The sequence below is a fragment of the Pseudocolwellia agarivorans genome, assembly GCF_002000085.1.
Classification (GTDB): Bacteria; Pseudomonadota; Gammaproteobacteria; order Enterobacterales; family Alteromonadaceae; genus Pseudocolwellia; species Pseudocolwellia agarivorans.
Window position 1 is genome coordinate 144,766 of record NZ_MUZU01000007.1, and the last position, 18,502, is coordinate 163,267.

General features: G+C 37.3%; 19 protein-coding genes. 5 read left to right on the plus strand and 14 right to left on the minus strand.

Features of this window, described 5'->3' with window-relative positions:
- Nucleotides 1-40 precede the first annotated feature (40 nt).
- Entirely contained in the window at nt 41-3,676 is a 3,636-nt protein-coding gene (locus B0X80_RS12425) for a hypothetical protein (RefSeq protein ID WP_077340722.1), read from the plus strand.
- Nucleotides 3,677-3,683: 7 nt separating this feature from the next.
- Nucleotides 3,684-4,298: a PEP-CTERM sorting domain-containing protein gene (locus B0X80_RS12430; protein WP_139345317.1), complete on the plus strand. Its 615-nt coding sequence runs from the start codon at nt 3,684-3,686 to the stop codon at nt 4,296-4,298.
- A gap of 115 nt (nt 4,299-4,413) precedes the next feature.
- Here the strand turns inward: B0X80_RS12430 and B0X80_RS12435 are convergent, their stop codons facing one another.
- Nucleotides 4,414-5,400, minus strand: a complete 987-nt coding sequence (locus B0X80_RS12435; protein WP_077340727.1) for a zinc-dependent alcohol dehydrogenase family protein — start codon at nt 5,398-5,400, stop codon at nt 4,414-4,416.
- A 102-nt stretch (nt 5,401-5,502) separates the two neighbouring features.
- Here B0X80_RS12435 and B0X80_RS12440 point away from each other — a divergent pair, with 102 nt between their 5' ends.
- Together B0X80_RS12440 and B0X80_RS12445 are read left to right on the plus strand one after the other, a co-directional pair.
- The gene (locus B0X80_RS12440) at nt 5,503-6,399 is read left to right on the plus strand and encodes a LysR family transcriptional regulator (RefSeq protein WP_077340729.1); all 897 of its coding nucleotides are present in this window, start codon (nt 5,503-5,505) and stop codon (nt 6,397-6,399) included.
- Between the two features lie 108 nt (nt 6,400-6,507).
- On the plus strand, nt 6,508-6,927 hold the full coding sequence (locus B0X80_RS12445; RefSeq protein ID WP_077340731.1) for a hypothetical protein: 420 nt from the start codon (nt 6,508-6,510) through the stop codon (nt 6,925-6,927).
- Nucleotides 6,928-7,010: 83 nt separating this feature from the next.
- Here B0X80_RS12445 and fdx read toward each other — a convergent pair whose 3' ends face one another.
- The 9 genes from fdx to trmJ form a co-directional block, all read right to left on the minus strand.
- Nucleotides 7,011-7,349 (minus strand): ISC system 2Fe-2S type ferredoxin, encoded by a 339-nt coding sequence (gene fdx, locus B0X80_RS12450; RefSeq protein ID WP_077340734.1) that lies wholly within the window; start codon nt 7,347-7,349, stop codon nt 7,011-7,013.
- A gap of 4 nt (nt 7,350-7,353) precedes the next feature.
- Nucleotides 7,354-9,228, minus strand: coding sequence for a Fe-S protein assembly chaperone HscA (gene hscA / locus B0X80_RS12455; protein ID WP_077340736.1), 1,875 nt, complete (start codon nt 9,226-9,228; stop codon nt 7,354-7,356).
- Between the two features lie 14 nt (nt 9,229-9,242).
- Entirely contained in the window at nt 9,243-9,770 is a 528-nt protein-coding gene (hscB, locus tag B0X80_RS12460; RefSeq protein WP_077340856.1) for a co-chaperone HscB, read from the minus strand.
- A gap of 26 nt (nt 9,771-9,796) precedes the next feature.
- On the minus strand, nt 9,797-10,120 hold the full coding sequence (iscA, locus tag B0X80_RS12465) for an iron-sulfur cluster assembly protein IscA (RefSeq protein ID WP_076419319.1): 324 nt from the start codon (nt 10,118-10,120) through the stop codon (nt 9,797-9,799).
- Nucleotides 10,121-10,137: 17 nt separating this feature from the next.
- A complete protein-coding gene (gene iscU, locus B0X80_RS12470) occupies nt 10,138-10,518 on the minus strand; it encodes a Fe-S cluster assembly scaffold IscU (RefSeq protein ID WP_077340739.1) in 381 nt (126 codons plus the stop codon).
- Between the two features lie 100 nt (nt 10,519-10,618).
- Nucleotides 10,619-11,833: an IscS subfamily cysteine desulfurase gene (locus tag B0X80_RS12475; RefSeq protein ID WP_077340741.1), complete on the minus strand. Its 1,215-nt coding sequence runs from the start codon at nt 11,831-11,833 to the stop codon at nt 10,619-10,621.
- 35 nt (nt 11,834-11,868) lie between these two features.
- On the minus strand, nt 11,869-12,381 hold the full coding sequence (iscR, locus tag B0X80_RS12480; RefSeq protein WP_076419316.1) for a Fe-S cluster assembly transcriptional regulator IscR: 513 nt from the start codon (nt 12,379-12,381) through the stop codon (nt 11,869-11,871).
- Between the two features lie 166 nt (nt 12,382-12,547).
- Complete coding sequence (gene cysE, locus B0X80_RS12485; RefSeq protein WP_077340743.1) at nt 12,548-13,357, minus strand: serine O-acetyltransferase; 810 nt, start codon at nt 13,355-13,357, stop codon at nt 12,548-12,550.
- Between the two features lie 34 nt (nt 13,358-13,391).
- Complete coding sequence (gene trmJ / locus B0X80_RS12490; protein WP_077340857.1) at nt 13,392-14,147, minus strand: tRNA (cytosine(32)/uridine(32)-2'-O)-methyltransferase TrmJ; 756 nt, start codon at nt 14,145-14,147, stop codon at nt 13,392-13,394.
- Nucleotides 14,148-14,558: 411 nt separating this feature from the next.
- On the opposite strand from trmJ, the gene suhB reads away from it, so the two are divergent.
- Nucleotides 14,559-15,362: an inositol-1-monophosphatase gene (gene suhB / locus B0X80_RS12495; protein WP_077340745.1), complete on the plus strand. Its 804-nt coding sequence runs from the start codon at nt 14,559-14,561 to the stop codon at nt 15,360-15,362.
- A 145-nt stretch (nt 15,363-15,507) separates the two neighbouring features.
- Here the strand turns inward: suhB and B0X80_RS12500 are convergent, their stop codons facing one another.
- The 4 genes from B0X80_RS12500 to B0X80_RS12515 form a co-directional block, all read right to left on the minus strand.
- A complete protein-coding gene (locus B0X80_RS12500) occupies nt 15,508-16,815 on the minus strand; it encodes a tetratricopeptide repeat protein (RefSeq protein WP_089024875.1) in 1,308 nt (435 codons plus the stop codon).
- Between the two features lie 8 nt (nt 16,816-16,823).
- Nucleotides 16,824-17,444, minus strand: coding sequence for an energy transducer TonB (locus tag B0X80_RS12505; RefSeq protein ID WP_077340748.1), 621 nt, complete (start codon nt 17,442-17,444; stop codon nt 16,824-16,826).
- Nucleotides 17,445-17,446: 2 nt separating this feature from the next.
- Nucleotides 17,447-17,860: an ExbD/TolR family protein gene (locus B0X80_RS12510; protein ID WP_076419312.1), complete on the minus strand. Its 414-nt coding sequence runs from the start codon at nt 17,858-17,860 to the stop codon at nt 17,447-17,449.
- A gap of 114 nt (nt 17,861-17,974) precedes the next feature.
- Nucleotides 17,975-18,502, minus strand: coding sequence for a MotA/TolQ/ExbB proton channel family protein (locus tag B0X80_RS12515; RefSeq protein ID WP_077340750.1), 528 nt, complete (start codon nt 18,500-18,502; stop codon nt 17,975-17,977).

The following is an 18,502-nucleotide window of genomic DNA, read 5'->3' on the forward strand; positions in this document are numbered from 1 at the left end:
TAAAACAACAATAAACATAAATAACAATAAGATAATTAAAATGAAAATAAAAAAACTATCCGCAATCATATTAAGCACTTGCTTTATATCGCATAATGCAATGTCAGAACAACAAACAAACTCTGGTATTTTAAGTATAGAAACAGGGAGAGCGATAACCCATGTTCGCACAGGTGATTTTGAAAGTACCCCCATCATAATTACAGATAGTTATGAAGGGACTATTTCAGCCTATAACTTCAGTGGTCAAGAACTATGGTCAAATACTCTCTCTGGTTTTATGAATCATGACGTTTGGGTTGCCGATTTAAACAACGACGGAATCGATGAAATTTTAACAGCAAACGCCGATGGAAAAGTATATTGTTTAAATGCTGACGGCTCACTTAATTGGTCTTTCGGTTTAAATGAAGTACCAATGAACTCGGTAACCGTTGTAAAAGGCGGAAACACCACTTATATCGCTGCAGGCGGCTATGACAAAAATTTATATTATTTAGCAACAGATGGAAGCCTTTTAAAAACAATAGCTTCAAGCACTTACTCTCAAGAAAAAGTATTTGGTAAAGGTGTTTTACCTACCCCTAATAATCATACAGTTAATCATTTAAGACCATTAAAATTAGCGGATGGTTCTGAAAAACTCGTATTACTTGGTACAAATAACTCGATGCAAGCAGCAGGTAGTTATTATATATTTGAACCTTTTGCAGACCTACCAGATAGTAAAACCAAAGTACACATAAAAAATGGCATTGGGGACATGCGCGCTATTGATTTTGACGGCGATGGCAACGAAGAACTCGTTATTGGTAACAGTACAGCAATTGGAAATTCAGCCATCTCGGTTTTCAACCCGCTTGATCTCAGTTTTAAAAAATCGTCGATCAATGACATTGGCAGAAAAATCGACCGTTTCGGATATCGTGTAGCTCAAACAGAAGTTATCATGAACCAAGGTGAAAAAGTCTACGTAACCTTATTTGGCTCTCGCTTATTAATAACACCAGCATCTTTTGATGTAAACGACGCAACTATTTTAGCCAATAAATACTCTTATAATGATTTATGGAAAGATAGTGATTCAGGTAAGCTAATTCTTGCGAGTGCACAAAGTGGTGGTAGCCAAATTCACATAATTGATCCCTCTCAAGCTGGGTGGCAAGAGCAATATACCGCATTAGAGCCTGGCGGAAAGCTTGCGGCTATTCAAGCAAATACCCAAACAGTTTCGCAGCAACTAGCATCGTTTAATAAGCCTTTATACGAAAGAACACCACTACCCGTTTATTTTATTTCAGAAAGCCGAAGTGAAGTGGGTTCTATTATTGAAAATTTAGAATCTGCCTATTCATCTCCTGTATTTTTGAATACTACAACGTTACCTAATGTGGAAAATTGGGATCGTAGTGTAGAGCTAGCAGATAATCCTGAATACAGAGACAAACGTGATGGACGTAAAAACTACACACTAACTAGCCAAGAAATGTTTGATACATTAGCACCTAAGTATCAAAACAGCGATGGTATTGCACAATGGGCTGGCCATGGTAATGATCCATATATGATCAGTCTACCAACACTTAAAGAGATTATTACTGCCGGTGAAGGTAAGAAAACGGTTAATATATATCCTGAAGTTAAAGGTAGGGGTGAAGCCTTTAGTAAAGTATTAAGTCATCTTTTCTTCCCTCTTTCTGAATTCAGTGCTGAAAATAACGCTAATATATTCATGCGAAATAAACATACCTTTTGGCAATCTTCTGTATATTTACCTGAATGGCAAGAACTAAGATCTGGGCAACACGCTGATGTTTTTGTTCCTGCGATGGAAGAAACTACTGATAAATCAATGGAAATGAGTCTTGCGGGTCGTATGGGTTTTTGGATGAGTGGCGCGGTTAACAATTGGGGCGAACGTTACGCTCGTGACAACCCTAGCTTTAACCGATTACGCCAGCATTCTCACCAAATGGTACCTAATCATGCTTTACGCCAAACCATATATAAAGTGGCCTCTGGTGCACGATATATTAATAATTTCTCATTCAATCAAGAATACATGAGTTTAGCGTGGGAGTTAATTGCAAAAGGTGCCCTGTACGTACCTAAACGTAATGAATTACTGAACATATCTCCTGTTCATCTTAGTATGAAAGAACCAGATCCATACTACTTAGAAAGCAGTAACAATGTAAAATGGACAACGTTTTATGACGCAGCAGTAGATAACGAACCTTATGTATTTAACCGTTTAAGCGGCACTTGGCCTGGCGCTAAAAACGTAGATTGGGATTATTCTTTATACGCTGCAGGTACTAAAGATCGTCGCTTAGACTTTATTCCTAAATTTCCTCAGGGTGTTGTTTTAATCACCCCTGTGCAACAAGGTGTTTTCAAAGATAGAGGTACAGTTCGAGGTGCATTAACAGATCATATGCACCCAATATACCAAGGAAATATGAAAGAATTTATTACCGACGGTAAAAACTATATAACCCCAAATGGTCAAACAGTGGTTGCAGCCAACAGCAATCGAGTTGATCAAATAAAAAATCAACTACGCTTAAAGTCTGGTTTACTTCCAATGACCGTTTCTGGTGGCACAGCATGGGTAGTGGCTCAGTCAGCACCTAAGCATCTGCGTTTAACATTAGTTGACAGTGGTTATTTAAACCCTGAAGACCGTATTGCTCAAGTCAAATTTAATTCAGTTACTCCTGTGGCAATAACAGATTTACTATCAGGTGAAAGTTTTGTTGTTAATTCAGACAATATAACTGAAATTCCAGTAAGCGCAGGGTCATTTAGATTTATTGATGTGGAAATATCTGAAGCTATTGGTGATTTTCCTGCACTTGAAGATTCGGTTAGCTCTACTGATAATATCAACACACTTGAAAATTCTTTAAATTACACTTTTAATTTTAATTATAAAGCAGTTGAGGAGCTAGGTTCCATCACCGTTAATTTATTAAAGAATAATGTACAAGTAGCTACCACTACTCAAGCGGTTGCAGCAGGTGAAGGCTCAGCAGCTATTACACTAAACTTTACTGAATTACCTGAAAACGGTATCGATTACTCTTTAGAATATTCAATCTCTGCACAGGGCGAAACCGCAAGCGAAGTTCATAAAATAGATAATATTTCAATAATAGCGCCGCCCCCTGCAGTAGACGCACTAATGGATGTATCTTTCGCGGCTATTTCCGATCCTTCAACACCTGTACCGGTTGAGATTGAAATTGACGTTACCGAACCTAGAGATCTCATTTTTGATTTACGTAAAAAATCAGACTTTAGCAAAGCCGATTTATATAGAGTAACGGTAAATGAACCAGGAAAGGTAACTCTTCACATACCTGTTGCTGAAAGTGTTGAAGATGGTGAATATAGATGGAGCTTTTACATCACCCCAGTTCGCGGAAACTATAGAGATCGACTGAGTGATCCAATCAAAAAATTTGTTACTTTTGAAAGATCAGTTCAACAAGTTGTAGGTGACTTAGATAAAAACGGTCAAGTAGACCGCTTAGACTTAGTAACACTTCAAATGCAAATTAGAGCAAGTTCTACCGACTTAACTTACGATGTTAACAATAACGGTTTAGTAGACAGAGGTGATGTTTCTGCACTGATGTCGCTATGTACTAACCCAAGATGCGCGGAGTAATAAAACGATGAAATATTTTTTAATTATACTCATGTTATTTTCAAGCCAGAGTTTCGCTGGTCTAATATTCACATCATCGTCTAACAACGTAAAAATGGGAGATGAATTCAGAGTAAACGTTACGTTTGAACATAATGCAGGGGCTAGTTATTTAGAGCTTTATGGATTCGACTTTGTATATGAATTTAGCGACTCACTGGCTGTATTAGATCCAAGTAAAGATATTGATTTTACAGCGGACGGAATTCAGCTTGCAGAACCATTTAACTCAAATGGCGATTGGGCATTAGACATACTTGGTGATTATGCTTTAGCAGGTAATTATGCAACAAGACCTTCTATTAACCCTTTTGATACATCAAAAGCTGTTTGGGATATTCTTACCTTTGACTTTATTGCAGTACAAGCAGGAGCTTTCAATCTTAATATTTCAGATATGTTCTTCTTAGATGAATCTTTTAACTCTATTGCCACAGCTAACCAAGGTATTGAAATTAATATTAGCTCTGCACAAGCAGTAAATGAACCCAGTACATTGTTTATAGCTTTATTAGGCTTAATAGCTATAGGTTTTAAACGTAAAAATGGGTTTAATAATTGTAGTGCCAATAACTTAGGTTAACCTTAAACTAGGGTTGGGTGATACTTATCGCTTAACCTCTTATTTGTATTAGGTTTATAAAAAGGTAATAACATCGCTGTTATTACCTTTTCTAAAGTAAAACTGAAACCTTTTATTAAAGCTCTACAACAACTTTACCCATACCTTGTCCACTTGACAAACGATCATGTGCTCGCGCAACCTCTTCTAAAGTAAAACGCTGTTCATCTAATACGGGAGTTAAACCACCCGCTTCAACTATTTCAGTTAATTTATTTAAAATATGCGCATGCGATTCGCGTTTATAATTGTGCAGCATAGGAATTAGCATAAATACAACATGTAACGACAAACCTTTAAAATGAGCGAGAGAAAGATCTAACTCAACCATAGCTACCGTTGAAGCAACATGTCCATTTAATGCTGCTGCCTCAAAAGAATTCACCATATTGGCACCGCCAACTGAATCAAACACGACGTCGAAACCTTTACCTTGCGTATATTTATTTACATAATCAATAACCGTGTCGGTTTTATAATTAATTGCTTTCGCACCTAATTGCTCAATTAAAGCAAGTTGCTTATCGCCACCACCAGTAGCATAAACATTAGCACCTAAATAGCTGGCTATTTGTAAAGCAACATGACCTACGCCGCCTGAACCACCATGAACAAGTACCGTTTGTCCTTTAGTTATATTTGAGCGCATTAACCCTTCATAAGCTGTAATCCCTACTAAAGGTAAAGCCGCCGCTTCACGCATTGATAAGTTTTTAGGTTTACGTGCTAACAAACGTACATCAGCTAACATATATTCAGCTAATGCACCTTGTAAATCAGCTAATCCGCCAGCACAACCATATACTTCATCGCCCACATTATACTCACTAACCCCTTCACCAACTTCTGTTATTATGCCAGCAAAATCCATCCCTAAAACACTAGGTAATTGTGGTGCAAGTGGTAAATCATCCCCCATTAAACGGATCATAGTATCAACAGTGTTCACACTTGTGGCTTTAACATTTACAAGTACGTGCCCTGATTTTACTTCAGGTTTATCCAATTCAGCAGCTTCAAATACTTCAGAACCACCAAAACTTTTTATAATCATTGCTTTCATTATTCATTCTCACTTTATTTTCGATGAAGTGATTATATTTCTTTGTATAAAAATGATAATAAGGCAAAATAAATAATAACTTTTTATATTTTGCATATAATTATGAATATTGAACACCTCAAACTATTTACACGCATTGCTCAAACTCAGAACATAAGTGCGGCAGGACAAGAGCTAGGCTTATCTCCTGCGGTTGCCAGTACTTACGTTAATAAATTAGAAGAAGGTTTGAATGTTCGCTTAATTCATAGAACAACAAGGAAAGTGTCGTTAACAGAGGAAGGTATTGTGTTTCTCCCTCATGCCGAAGAGGTGTTAGCTCAAATAGAAGCTGCTCGTTCCGCTGTTGGTATTGGAAATAGCCTAGCCAGCGGTATTTTGAGAGTCGCAGCACCTGCATCTTTTGGTCGTATGCACTTAATACCCGCCTTAAAAAAGTTTTTAGCACAGTACCCCGACATGAAAGTTGATTTACGTTTGTCTGACACTATTATCGACTTGGTAGAAGGTGGTTTTGACATTGCTATTCGTAATGCTGAATTAAAAGATTCAACACTAATAGCCAGAAAATTAGCTCCAGATCATAGAATAATCTGTGCATCTCCAAATTACCTTGCCACTTATGGCGAACCTAAAACACCAGACGATTTATACAAACATGAATGTATACGCTTAATGGGACTTGAAAACTGGGAGTTTGTCAGCCCTAAAGGTAAAACAGTTATTAAAACTAAGGGGCGTTTTAGAACCGACAACGGTGAAGCGATTAGAGATGCCGCTGTAAACGATATTGGTATAACTATCAGCTCAACTTGGAGTATTTACAAACATTTAGAGCGAGGTGAGTTAGTACAGATACTTAAAGATCATCCATTAGCATCAAACACTGCATTATGGGCTGTTTATCCAAGTTCGCGTTTGTTAGCCCCAAAAGTAAGAGCCTTTATCGACTTTTTTTCTAAATACTTTGGTGATACACCTTATTGGGATTCAGAGTGAACAAAAGCTATCAAGTATAATATGAACTTCACGGTGGCGTAAATTAACCAATAATTATATGATTAGTTTAAATATTTCAGCACAAAACAAGATTAATAAGGATTTTAAATGAGAGGCGCAGGTGGTACTTCAGGTGGATTAGGACACTTTTTTATTGGCCTAATTATGATGTGTGGTGGCTTTTATATGTTATTAAATGCAATCACTGTAACGTCAAGTTTTGGCATGGGCATGCGGCTATATGGCTTTTCAGCGGGTGGAGGAAGCTTTAATGTAACCAGTGGAATGATTATGATCCCTTTTATTTTTGGTGTAGGTTTAATTTTTTATAACAGTAAAAATATTTTAGGCTGGGTGTTATCTATAGGCTCGATAACCGCGTTAATTTTTGGTGTTATTTCTTCTATTCGTTTTTCTTTTAGAACCATGAGCTCATTTGATCTTATTGTTATATTGGTTTTAGCTGTAGGCGGCTTAGGCTTGTTTTTACGGTCTTTAAAAACATTAGATCAAAAATACCCTGATTAAATAAAACTTTAATCAAAAAAGGGGTAATAACATCTCTGTTATTACCCCTTTTTTATATTTTTACTTTCACAACCAGTAAAACATTAGTGGTTTTCAGACACCATATTTACTGTGTATTTTGGAATTTCAACAACAAGGTCTATATCACCAACAATGGCTTGGCAACCTAAACGAGAGTCGGGTTCTAATCCCCATGCTCTGTCTAGCATGTCTTCTTCAAGCTCATCGCTTTCTTCAATAGAATCGAAACCTTCACGAATGATGATATGACATGTTGTACATGCACATACTTTTTCACAAGCGTGTTCAATACCTATGTCGTTTTTTAGTGCAACATTTAGTACACTTTCACCTGGTTCTGCATCTAATACGGCACCGTCTGGGCAAAGTTCTTCGTTAGGTAGAAATATTATTTTTGGCATGTAACTAAACCTCGTCTACTGAATGGCCTGCTAATGCTGTTTTTATGGATGAATCCATGCGTCTTTCAGCGAAAACAGCAGTACTTTCGTTTAATTTGTCGATAGCTGATTCAATATCGTCAGCTACATCTGATTGTATAATTTTATTTAAAGCGTTAATGGCTTCATTAATAGCACTCGCTTCATCTTCGCTTAATAAGCTGCCATCAGCAGCTAAGGCCGATTGCACTGACTCTATTACGCGTGCAGCTTCAACTTGTTGCTCTTTTACCATACGTGCTTCTATGTCTTGTTTTGCATTACTCATAGAGGCTTTTAGCATAGAAGCAATTTGATGCTCTTCTAATCCGAATGAAGGTTTAACTTCGATACGTGATTCTACGCCCGTAGATTTCTCCATAGCTGACACTTCGAGTAAACCGTCAGCATCAACTTTAAAAGTTACACGAATATGCGCAGCGCCAGCAGTCATTGCTGGAATCCCACGTAATTCAAAACGTGCTAGTGATCGACAATCTTCAACTAATTCACGTTCACCTTGTAAAACATGAACAGCCATAGCCGTTTGTCCGTCTTTAAAGGTGGTAAATTCTTGTGCTTTGGCAACAGGAATTGTGGTGTTTCGTGGAATAACTTTTTCAACCAAACCGCCCATGGTTTCTAAACCAAGCGATAGTGGAATTACGTCAAGTAATAACATGTCGCTATCAGGTTTATTACCCGCAAGTATATCCGCTTGAATTGCAGCGCCTACGGCAACAACTTTGTCAGGGTCGATTGAAGTAAGAGGTGTTTTCTTGAAGTATTTTTCTACTTCTTCACGCACTAGCGGTACTCTTGTAGAACCACCAACCATAACCACTTCTAGTACTTCTTCTGTTGTTATATCAGCATCTTTCAATGTACGTTTACAAGCTCGTAGTGTTTTATTTACTAGGCTTGAAATTAAGCTATTAAAAGTTTCTTTGGTTAAAGTACCTTGCCATTTTTCACCGTTTTCTAATACTAAATTGATCTCGGTTGACTCATTTTGGCTTAATTGTTCTTTAGCATTACAGGCTTGTTGAGAAAGCTGACGCTCTAATTTACGCGATAAAGGTCGTGTAAGCTGTGCTTGTTCAATAAGATGGTCAACAAGTGTTACGTCGAAATCATCGCCGCCTAACGCGGCATCGCCACCTGTAGATAAAACTTCAAATACGCCTTTATTTAAACGTAATACTGAAATATCAAAGGTTCCACCACCTAAGTCGTAAACAGCAATAACACCTTGTTGCTTACCTTCATGTTTAGTATCTAGCCCATAAGCAACAGCCGCTGCAGTTGGTTCGTTTAATAAACGTAATACATTAACATTAGCTAACTTGGCTGCATCTTTGGTGCTTTGACGTTGTGCATCATCAAAATGAGCAGGTACTGTAATAACGACACCTTTAAGCTCCCCACCTAGTGCATTTTCAGCACGGGCAACTAAGGTTTTAAGAATTTCAGCTGACGCTTGAACCGGATTTATCGACCCGCGACGTGTGTTAATTTCAGGATGGTTTTCGTCACCACAAAAATCGTAAGGTAAAGATGGATATTTAGATTGAATATCACTTAACGAACGACCAATTAAACGTTTTGCAGAAACAATAGTATTTTCAGGATCGTTAACAGAAAACGCTTTTGCTGCGTTCCCTACTAAAATATTGTCGGTTTGGTAGCTAACAATTGACGGTAGAATGTCTATACCCTGTTCGTCTTGTAGAGTTTCAGCTAAGCCACTTTTTACGCTAGCCACAAGTGAGTTGGTTGTACCCAAATCAATACCTGCAGCTAGATTATGTTCATGGGGTACTGTACTTTGTCCAGGTTCTGCAATTTGTAATAAAGCCATAGGGGATCTTTTAATTAATCATCTAATAGAGAGTCTTCGAGACGATCTAACTCTATATGAAGTTTTTGATAAAATTTAAGTTTGCGTAAGTTGTCACACGCTAGCGTATTCGATTCTGCTGAGTTTTCATTTAGCTGAGCTTGCATCATTTTAAAGAGCTGTTCGTATTCAGTGTCTAATGTTTCAGTTGCACTAAATATTGCAGCTTCTATGTTATCGGATCCTTTGATCTCAGATAACATTTCGCGTAATTCCATTTGATGCATTAAAAAAGCAGTATCACCAAATGATGCTTGTTCACTTGGCATTTCAGTTCCGCGCTGCGTTAATATATAAGTCGCTCGAGTAAGCGGATTTTTTAATGTTTGATATGCATCATTGATCATTGACGACTTTTGAACAGCAAGTAATTGATCTTGTGAAGATGCACTAGCAAAACGGTCTGGATGAACCGTTTTTTGCAATGATTGGTATACTTCAGCTAATTTTGTTGTATCGAGATCAAAGTGGTCTTCTAAACCAAATAATTGAAAGTAATTCACTATAAATCCAGTATTAATACAATAAATTAAACGTTGAAGCTTTCGCCACAACCACACTCACCTTTTGCATTAGGATTGGTGAACTTGAAACCTTCGTTTAGTCCTTCTTTAATGAAATCTAGCTCGATACCACTTAAGTAAACTAAGCTTTTAGCATCAATAATGATATTCACACCATTAATGCTAAAGAGTTCATCATCTTCATTAAGGTCGTCTACAAACTCAAGTACATATGCTAAACCAGAACAACCTGTAGTTTTTATACCTAAACGTAAGCCAAGACCTTTGCCTCGGTTAACCATGAACGATTTTACTCGCTCAGTGGCTGCAGGAGTCATTGTAACACTCATACTAATAACCTCTTTTACTAAACTTTTTTACTGCGGTAATCTGCAATCGCTGCTTTGATAGCGTCTTCAGCTAAAATTGAACAGTGAATTTTTACTGGCGGTAATGCTAATTCTTCAGCGATAGCTGTATTTTTAATTTCGCCAGCTTCGTCGATAGACTTGCCTTTAACCCATTCAGTTACTAATGAACTTGAAGCAATAGCAGAACCACAACCGTATGTTTTGAATTTTGCATCTTCAATAATACCGTCTGCAGAAATTTTAAGTTGTAACTTCATTACGTCACCACATGCTGGTGCGCCAACCATACCGGTTGCTACATCTGGATCATTTTTATCCATTGAGCCAACGTTACGTGGGTTTTCATAATGATCGATTACTTTTTCGCTATAAGCCATGATATTTCTCCTAAGTTGTTTAAGTGACTTATTATTCGCCTTGTACAGGTTTAAAAATAAATAATAAGTCTGTAAACAATACTTGTTTAATAGGTGCTAACTAGTGAGCAGCCCATTCGATTGAATCTAAATCAATACCATCTTGGAACATTTCCCAAAGTGGTGACATGTCACGTAAGTGACCAATAGATTGTTGAATGATGTTAATTGCGTGATCAATTTCTTCTTCGGTAGTAAAACGACCAAAACTGAAACGAATTGAACTATGCGCCATTTCATCATTTAAACCTAAAGCACGTAATACGTACGAAGGCTCTAAACTTGCTGATGTACATGCTGAACCTGAAGATACGGCTAAGTCTTTAAGTGCCATAATTAATGATTCGCCTTCAACAAAGTTGAAGCTTACATTTAAATTACCAGGGTAGCGTTTGTCTGCATCACCATTAATGAAAACTTGTTCCATTGAGCTAATACCAGCCCAAAGACGGTCTCTCATTTTAGTTACGTGAATACGGTCTTGCTCTAATTCTTCTTTAGCAATTCTAAATGCTTCCCCCATTCCCACAATTTGGTGAGTAGCTAAAGTACCAGAACGCATACCACGTTCGTGACCGCCGCCGTGAGTTTGAGCTTCTAAACGAACACGTGGTTTACGGCTAACATACAATGCGCCAATACCTTTAGGTCCGTATATTTTATGTGCTGAAAATGACATAAGGTCAACTTTCAGGTTTTCCATATCAATAGCAATTTTACCTGCACTTTGTGCGGCATCAACATGGAAAATAATCTTTTTAGCACGACACATTTCACCAATTTCAGCGATGTCTTGAATTACACCAATTTCGTTGTTTACATGCATGATGCTTACAACAATAGTGTCTTCACGAATAGCGTCATTTAGCTTATTCAAATCAATTAAACCGTTTGATTCCGGATCTAAATAAGTAACTTCAAAACCTTGGCGTTCTAATTCTCTACATGTATCTAAAACAGCTTTGTGCTCAGTTTTACATGTAATGATGTGCTTACCTTTTTTCGAATAAAAGTTAGCTGCACCTTTAATCGCTAAATTGTTTGATTCTGTCGCGCCTGATGTAAATACAATTTCACGGGGATCGGCGTTAATTAAATCAGCAATTTGGTTACGAGCAATATCTACAGCTTCTTCAGCTTGCCAACCAAACTTGTGTGAACGAGATGCAGGGTTACCGTAAAAACCATCAGTAGTCATATACTGCATCATTTTTTCAGCAACACGCTTATCTACAGGTGTTGTTGCTGAATAATCAAAATAAATAGGAAGCTTCATAAGCTAACTCTCTCCAACTTTGTAGATCGCAAATATTATTGCAAATCAGGTAAAATGCTTTGGGTTGTAATTAAAATATTATTTGAATGAGTGCTTTCACGCTTTTGTTTATGCATGTCGTCTTGGCGTTGTGAAACCATTTTAACGTTTCTTTCCTCAACGAGCTCTGAAAGCGAAATATTCTGTAAAAAATCTTCTATGCGTACGCTTAAATCTTCCCATAATGAATGGGTTAAACATTGGTTACCACCTTGGCAGTTACCTTGTCCGGAACATTTAGTTGCATTAATGCTTTCATCAACCGCAAAAATAACGTCTGCTACAGCAATTTGAGCTGAACATCTACCTAAGCGATAACCACCACCAGGACCTCGCACGCTATTAACCAAACCATGTTTACGTAAACGCGAGAATAGCTGTTCTAGATACGACAATGAAATACCTTGTCGTTCAGATATGTCAGCTAATGATACAGGACCTGAAATGGCATGAATGGCAACATCAAGCATTGCGGTAACCGCATAACGCCCTTTTGAAGTCAGTTTCATTATGTTCTCCTGTATTTTTGCTGCGCATTTTACATAACCATGTAAAATAATCAACTATATAACCAAGTAATTTAGTCAAGTATTTTACGCGAGATAAAAATAGAGTCAATATAAATACTTGAGTATTTTACTCAAGTACTATATTTAAAATGAAGTAAACCTGATCTTATATTTCGGGATCGAAGGCAGTAACGATTGATTCTCTACGTTTTGCAGCTTCTTTTTCGTCTTCAACAAATTCACCAACGCGTAGTTCAGGTAACGATTGCTGACAAACATTGCCCCCGAGTTGATTCACTTCTTTACATAAATCTTCTACTTTGGTGTCCATTAAATGCATATGATCTAATAAACGTCCTATCGCTTTCGCAACAGGATCAGGGTTATCGCCAGAGACTGCATAAGCATCGAAACCAAATTTTTGCGCGGTTTTTTCTCGTTCAGACATTTCTGCTTCAGACTTCTTAATATTAACAATGCGGGCTGGTATACCAACCGCAGTTGCGTTATCGGGTAAGTCTTTTACAACAACAGAGTTAGACCCCACTTTGCCGCCATGACCTATAGTAATAGGACCTAAAACTTTAGCTCCAGCCCCAATAACAACGTTATTACCTAATGTAGGGTGGCGCTTACCTGCATTCCAACTTGTACCGCCTAATGTTACACCGTGATATAACGTACAGTCTTCACCAATCTCGGCTGTTTCACCAATAACAACGCCCATTCCATGATCAATAAAGAAACGTCTACCTAAGGTTGCACCTGGATGAATTTCTACCCCAGTTAACCAACGAGAAAAAGTTGATAATAAGCGAGCCATAAGTTTCCAATCAGCTTTCCATAATTTATGACTTACTCTATGTATCCATATAGCATGCATGCCAGGGTAATTAGTTAATACTTCAAACGAATTACGCGCTGCGGGATCTCTATCAAAGACACTTTTAATGTCTTCTCTAATGCGGCTGAACATATTTTATCCTTTACTCTTAATGCTTTTTTATCAATTAGGCTTTATTTTTTGCTGCGCGTTCTACTGACGCTAACATGCCACGTAACATTTTAACTTCTTTGTTATCGGGTCTTGCTCTATTTAATAAGCGTCTTAATTTTGTCATCACTAAACCAGGGTGACTTGGTACAATAAACCCCGTTGCTTTTAAAGCATCTTCAAAGTGTTGGTATAAACGTTCAGTTTCTTCTACTACAGGATACTCTTCATCTTCTTCAACATTTGTTGCTGTAACTTCAGTATTATTATGCTTTTGATTTTCAAGCGCTAAATAGCTCATACGAACTTCGTAACTTAGTGTTTGAACCGCCATAGCTAAGTTCAATGAACTATATTCTGGGTTAGCAGGTATTTGTACATGAAAGTGACACAGCTGTAGTTCATCGTTTGTTAAACCACTACTTTCACGACCAAATACAAGAGCCACAGGAAAGTTATGTGCTTCTTCAATAAGCTTTTCACCACAACTTCTTGGCTCTAACATTGGCCAAGGTAAAGTTCTTGAACGAGCACTTGTACCAACAACTAAACCACAGTCGGTAATAGCTTCTTCTAACGTACTAACCACTTTAGCATTGGCTAAAACATCGGATGCACCAGCTGATAAAGCTTGAGCTTGACCATTTGGCATTTCAATGGGATCAACTAAAACTAGTTGACTTAACCCCATTGTTTTCATTGCTCGGGCGGCAGAACCAATATTACGGCAATCTGACGTGTTTACTAAAACAATACGTACGTTATCTAACAAACTTCCTAAAGAAGGATCTAACATTATTTTTTTACTCTCAAAATTTTGGGTAATTTATATAAAATTAAAGACCGTGATTTATTCTTTTTAACTTCACTAAAGGTAGATAGTGAAAATCTGAATATAAATTATCTATCTAGACGTCTAAAACTATAAAATAATTTTATCACAGAACCTTACGCTTGTACTGAGAAAAAATCATCTTGTTTAGCTCCGTTGATTAGCGTAAATCAATCTGATTTATGTCGTTAAATTATAATCAACCCTGTATTACTTAATATTAATTTTGCTCTAGTGAATTTTGGTCGCCATCTAGTATTTATTTTGCTATACTTCGCGCCGCTTGATTTTCGCTCTGCGTTCAAGTTTCTCGTTCTTTTAAAATGCTGTTTATAAAATAAGGTAGTTGTTATGCATCCTATGCTTAATATCGCTATACGTGCTTCTCGTGTGGCTGGAAAAGTAATTGTTCGCGCTTTTGAACAAGTTGATAAAATTGAAGTTCAATCTAAAGGCACAAATGATTTTGTGACTAACGTTGATTTAAGTGCTGAAGAAGCCATTATTGAAACAATTCGTAAGTCTTACCCAGATCACACAATTATTGGTGAAGAAAGCGGAATATCAAAAGGTAAAGACGACGATTACCAATGGATCATTGACCCACTTGATGGCACAGCTAATTTTATAAAAGGCATTCCTCACTTTGCAGTTTCTATCGCATTAAAAGTAAAAGGTAAGTTAGACCAAGCAGTAATATACGATCCTATCCGTGGAGAGTTATTTACAGCAAGCCGTGGTAAAGGTGCGCAGTTAAACAACTTCAAAATTAGAGTTAAAGCACATAAAGAACTGGGCGGTACTATATTAGCGACTGGTTTCCCATTTAAATGTAAGCAACACACAGACGCTTACTTAAATATCTTCAAATCATTATTTACGAAAACAGCTGACATACGTCGTGCTGGCTCTCCAGCACTTGATTTAGCTTATGTGGCCGCTGGCCGTATTGATGGTTTTTTCGAAATTGGTTTAAAACCATGGAATTCAGCTGCTGGTGAATTATTAGTGATTGAAGCCGGTGGATTAGTAACAGACTTTGCGGGCGGCCATAATCACACATCGTCGGGCAACATTGTTGCTGCTAGCCCAAGATTAGCAAAAGAAATTTTACAAGACATGCGTCCTCAATTAGGTGAAGCATTAAATAAATAATTTACCTTATTGATTAAAGAACGAGTAAAAGACACAAAAAAAGGCTAAAGAAGAATATCTTCTTTAGCCTTTTTTCTGTTTAGATTTAGGTGCTATACCGAGTTGTTCAATATGTTATTTAAATTGATATGAGTAATATTTATTTTTACTCATTTAACATCGCTAATTGCATTTGTGCACTTTGCTCACGTTTGACGTATTGATACCATTGTTCCGCTGTTTTTGCAGACTCTTTTAACTTTTGAGCATCAGCAAATGCCGTTAAAGATGCATCAAACTTCTTTAAGTTAAAGTTAGACATACCAATCACTAAATGCATATTACCTAAACGATCGACCCCACCACGTTTAATGGCTTTTTTAGCTGACGCTATTGCCAGATCCCACTTTTCTAAATTCAAGTACGATTGCGCTAAAAACGCGTCAAACTTACCAGTTTCTGCAATTTCAGAAGCTTTAACTAATACAGGAATTGCTTTTTCGTCATTTTTAGCAGAAATATAAGATTGAGCTAACATATCTAAATATTTTTCTTCTGCCGCTACTTGGCCTTTATCTATAGCGGTAGAAAGTAGTTTAGCCGCTTTATATGGTACGCCATGAAAACGATATAATTGTACTAAGGTAATAATATCTTGCGATGAAGTAACGTAACCGGCTTGATATGCACTTTCCATAACCGCAAGTTGTTTTTCTTCTTCACCTATTTCACCGTACATACCACTTAGCTGTATCCAATATTTAGGTTTATCGTGAAAACGCACTAAATCTTCTATCACCTTTACAACATTTTCAGGTTGCTTAAGTTCATAGTAATTTGCACGTTGTAAAATAAACCAGTTTTCTTTGGGCACTTCGTCTTTAGAAAGAGAAAGTTCAACGGCTTCGTTTACATATTTCAGTGAGTTTTTGTAATCTTTATTTTGGTAATATATTTGCGCAAATAATACTTGTTGTGTGCTGGTTAATGGTTTAGCGTTAATCTTTTTCCACTGACCTAAATACTTTAACGATTGATTATAATCTTGTTGCTGCATAGATAATTGCGCTAAAGAATATAAAGTTGAAGTACGTAAAGTAAGAGGAATAGCTTCTTCAGCGATAACTTTTTCAAAGCTTTCAATAGCTAAAGGTAAGTTGTCACTACCGTAATACATAAAACCATAAAAGTTCCATAACATGGCTTGCTCGTAGCTATTTAAACTACTAATGCGATCTTTTACTTCGTCAAGAACTTCTAGCCCTTCTTTCTTGTTACCTTCATCAGCCAGCTTTTGTGCACGAGCTAATTGCGAATAAACACGATTACGCATGGCGGGGACTTTAACTGTTTCTGTACTTTGCGCTTTTTCTTCTGCCTGCGCTACCGCTCCACCAAGTTCATTGGGTATGAAACTCGCCGTACTAAAAAGTACTGCTGCTGAAATTAAAGATAATGATAATTTTTTAATCATAATGTCTCCTAACCGTCTATTTGGAACGATATTTTATTTTGTACGCCAGCGACTTCCATAGCGACACCGTCAACAACGCGCGGCTTGTATTTAAATTTAAGTGCTGCGTCCATTGCTGCTTGGTCAAAAATGCTTTCTGGTTTTGATTCAACCACTTTAGCATCTCGCACTGAGCCATTTTTAGTTACAACAAACTCTACAATTACGTAACCTTCAATGCCTCTTGACTGTGCTCTGCGTGGGTAAATAGGCGCCACTTTAACAATAGGTAAATAATCACCATCACCAGTATCTAAACTTAACCCACCACCTAAAGCTGTATCAGCTTGTACATTAGCTGCAAAGCTTGTACTTACCGCATCAGCATTAGGGTTAGCTTGTTGCATTTGTGGTTGCTCCATTGGTGGTGGAGGCGTTTTAGGTTTAGCCGGCTTTTGTGGTTTACGTTCTTTCTTAGTTACATCTTGCTCTTTCTTTAAACGGATAAAATCAAGTACGTTACCTCTTGGTGCTTCGGTTAATGCATTGTTGCCGCCAGAAATAAGCGCCTGCATTCCCCACAATAAAGCAAAGGTAACAACAACAGCGAAAGATAAGCCAAATAAATAACGGCCACTTTTATTTATCATGGTTAGGCCTCTTGCGCCGCAATTGAAACATCGTAAACACCAGCTGCACGCGCTGAATCCATTACTTTTATTAATACGTCAGTTGTTGCTTTTTTATCGGCTTGAATAACCACTGTACCTTGTGGATTTTCAGCTTTTAAACGCTCTATGTTGGCTTGTACCGCACGAACATCAACGCGACGTTTGTTGATCCAAATCTCACCTTTGTCACTGATGGCAACTAATATATTGGCACGTTCTTTTTTAACGGCGGTTGCTGCTTCAGGTCGATTAACTTCAATGCCAGCTTCTTTTACAAATGAAGCGGTTACAATGAAGAAAATTAATAGAATAAAAACAACATCTAGCATAGGCGTCATGTTAATTTCTTCTGCTTCTTCTTGCTCTTGCAATACTTGTGATAATTGAGAACGCATCTTTTGTACCTTACTGTAAACTTTTATGTAAATCTCCTTGTGATCATTAACAAGGAGTATTCATTATTTCCTACGACTCGATTTAATCTAGCCAAATAGGTTTTAAATTTTAGATTAATGAACTAATGGCAAGCTATCTTCAAGCTGTTGAGTTCTGCGTTTAATCTTGCGTTGTAACCAAGTAACAACAAAAACACCGGATAATGAACCCACCATACCAGCCATTGTTGGAATAGTTGCTCTTGAAACGCCTGACGCCATAGAGCGTGCATTACCACTACCCGAAATAGCCATAACATCAAAGACTTCAATCATGCCAGTTACTGTTCCTAATAAACCCAGTAACGGACATAAAACCACTAAACTTTGAATAAGCGCGACATTTTGCTTTAGCATTTCAGTCACTCTTGAAACATTAGCGATTTTAATTTGTTCAGCACTCCATGAGCTTTTATCTGTTCTTTTTTCCCAACGTTGAACTATGTCGGCTTTTACGTATTTATAACTACGTAAAAAGAAATACATACGTTCAAAGATTAAGAGCCACATCAAACAAATAACAAAAGCGATAACGGTGAGCACTTGCCCACCCGTATCAAGAAACTCACGAATGCTATTCATCATTTCGATGAATAAAATCAT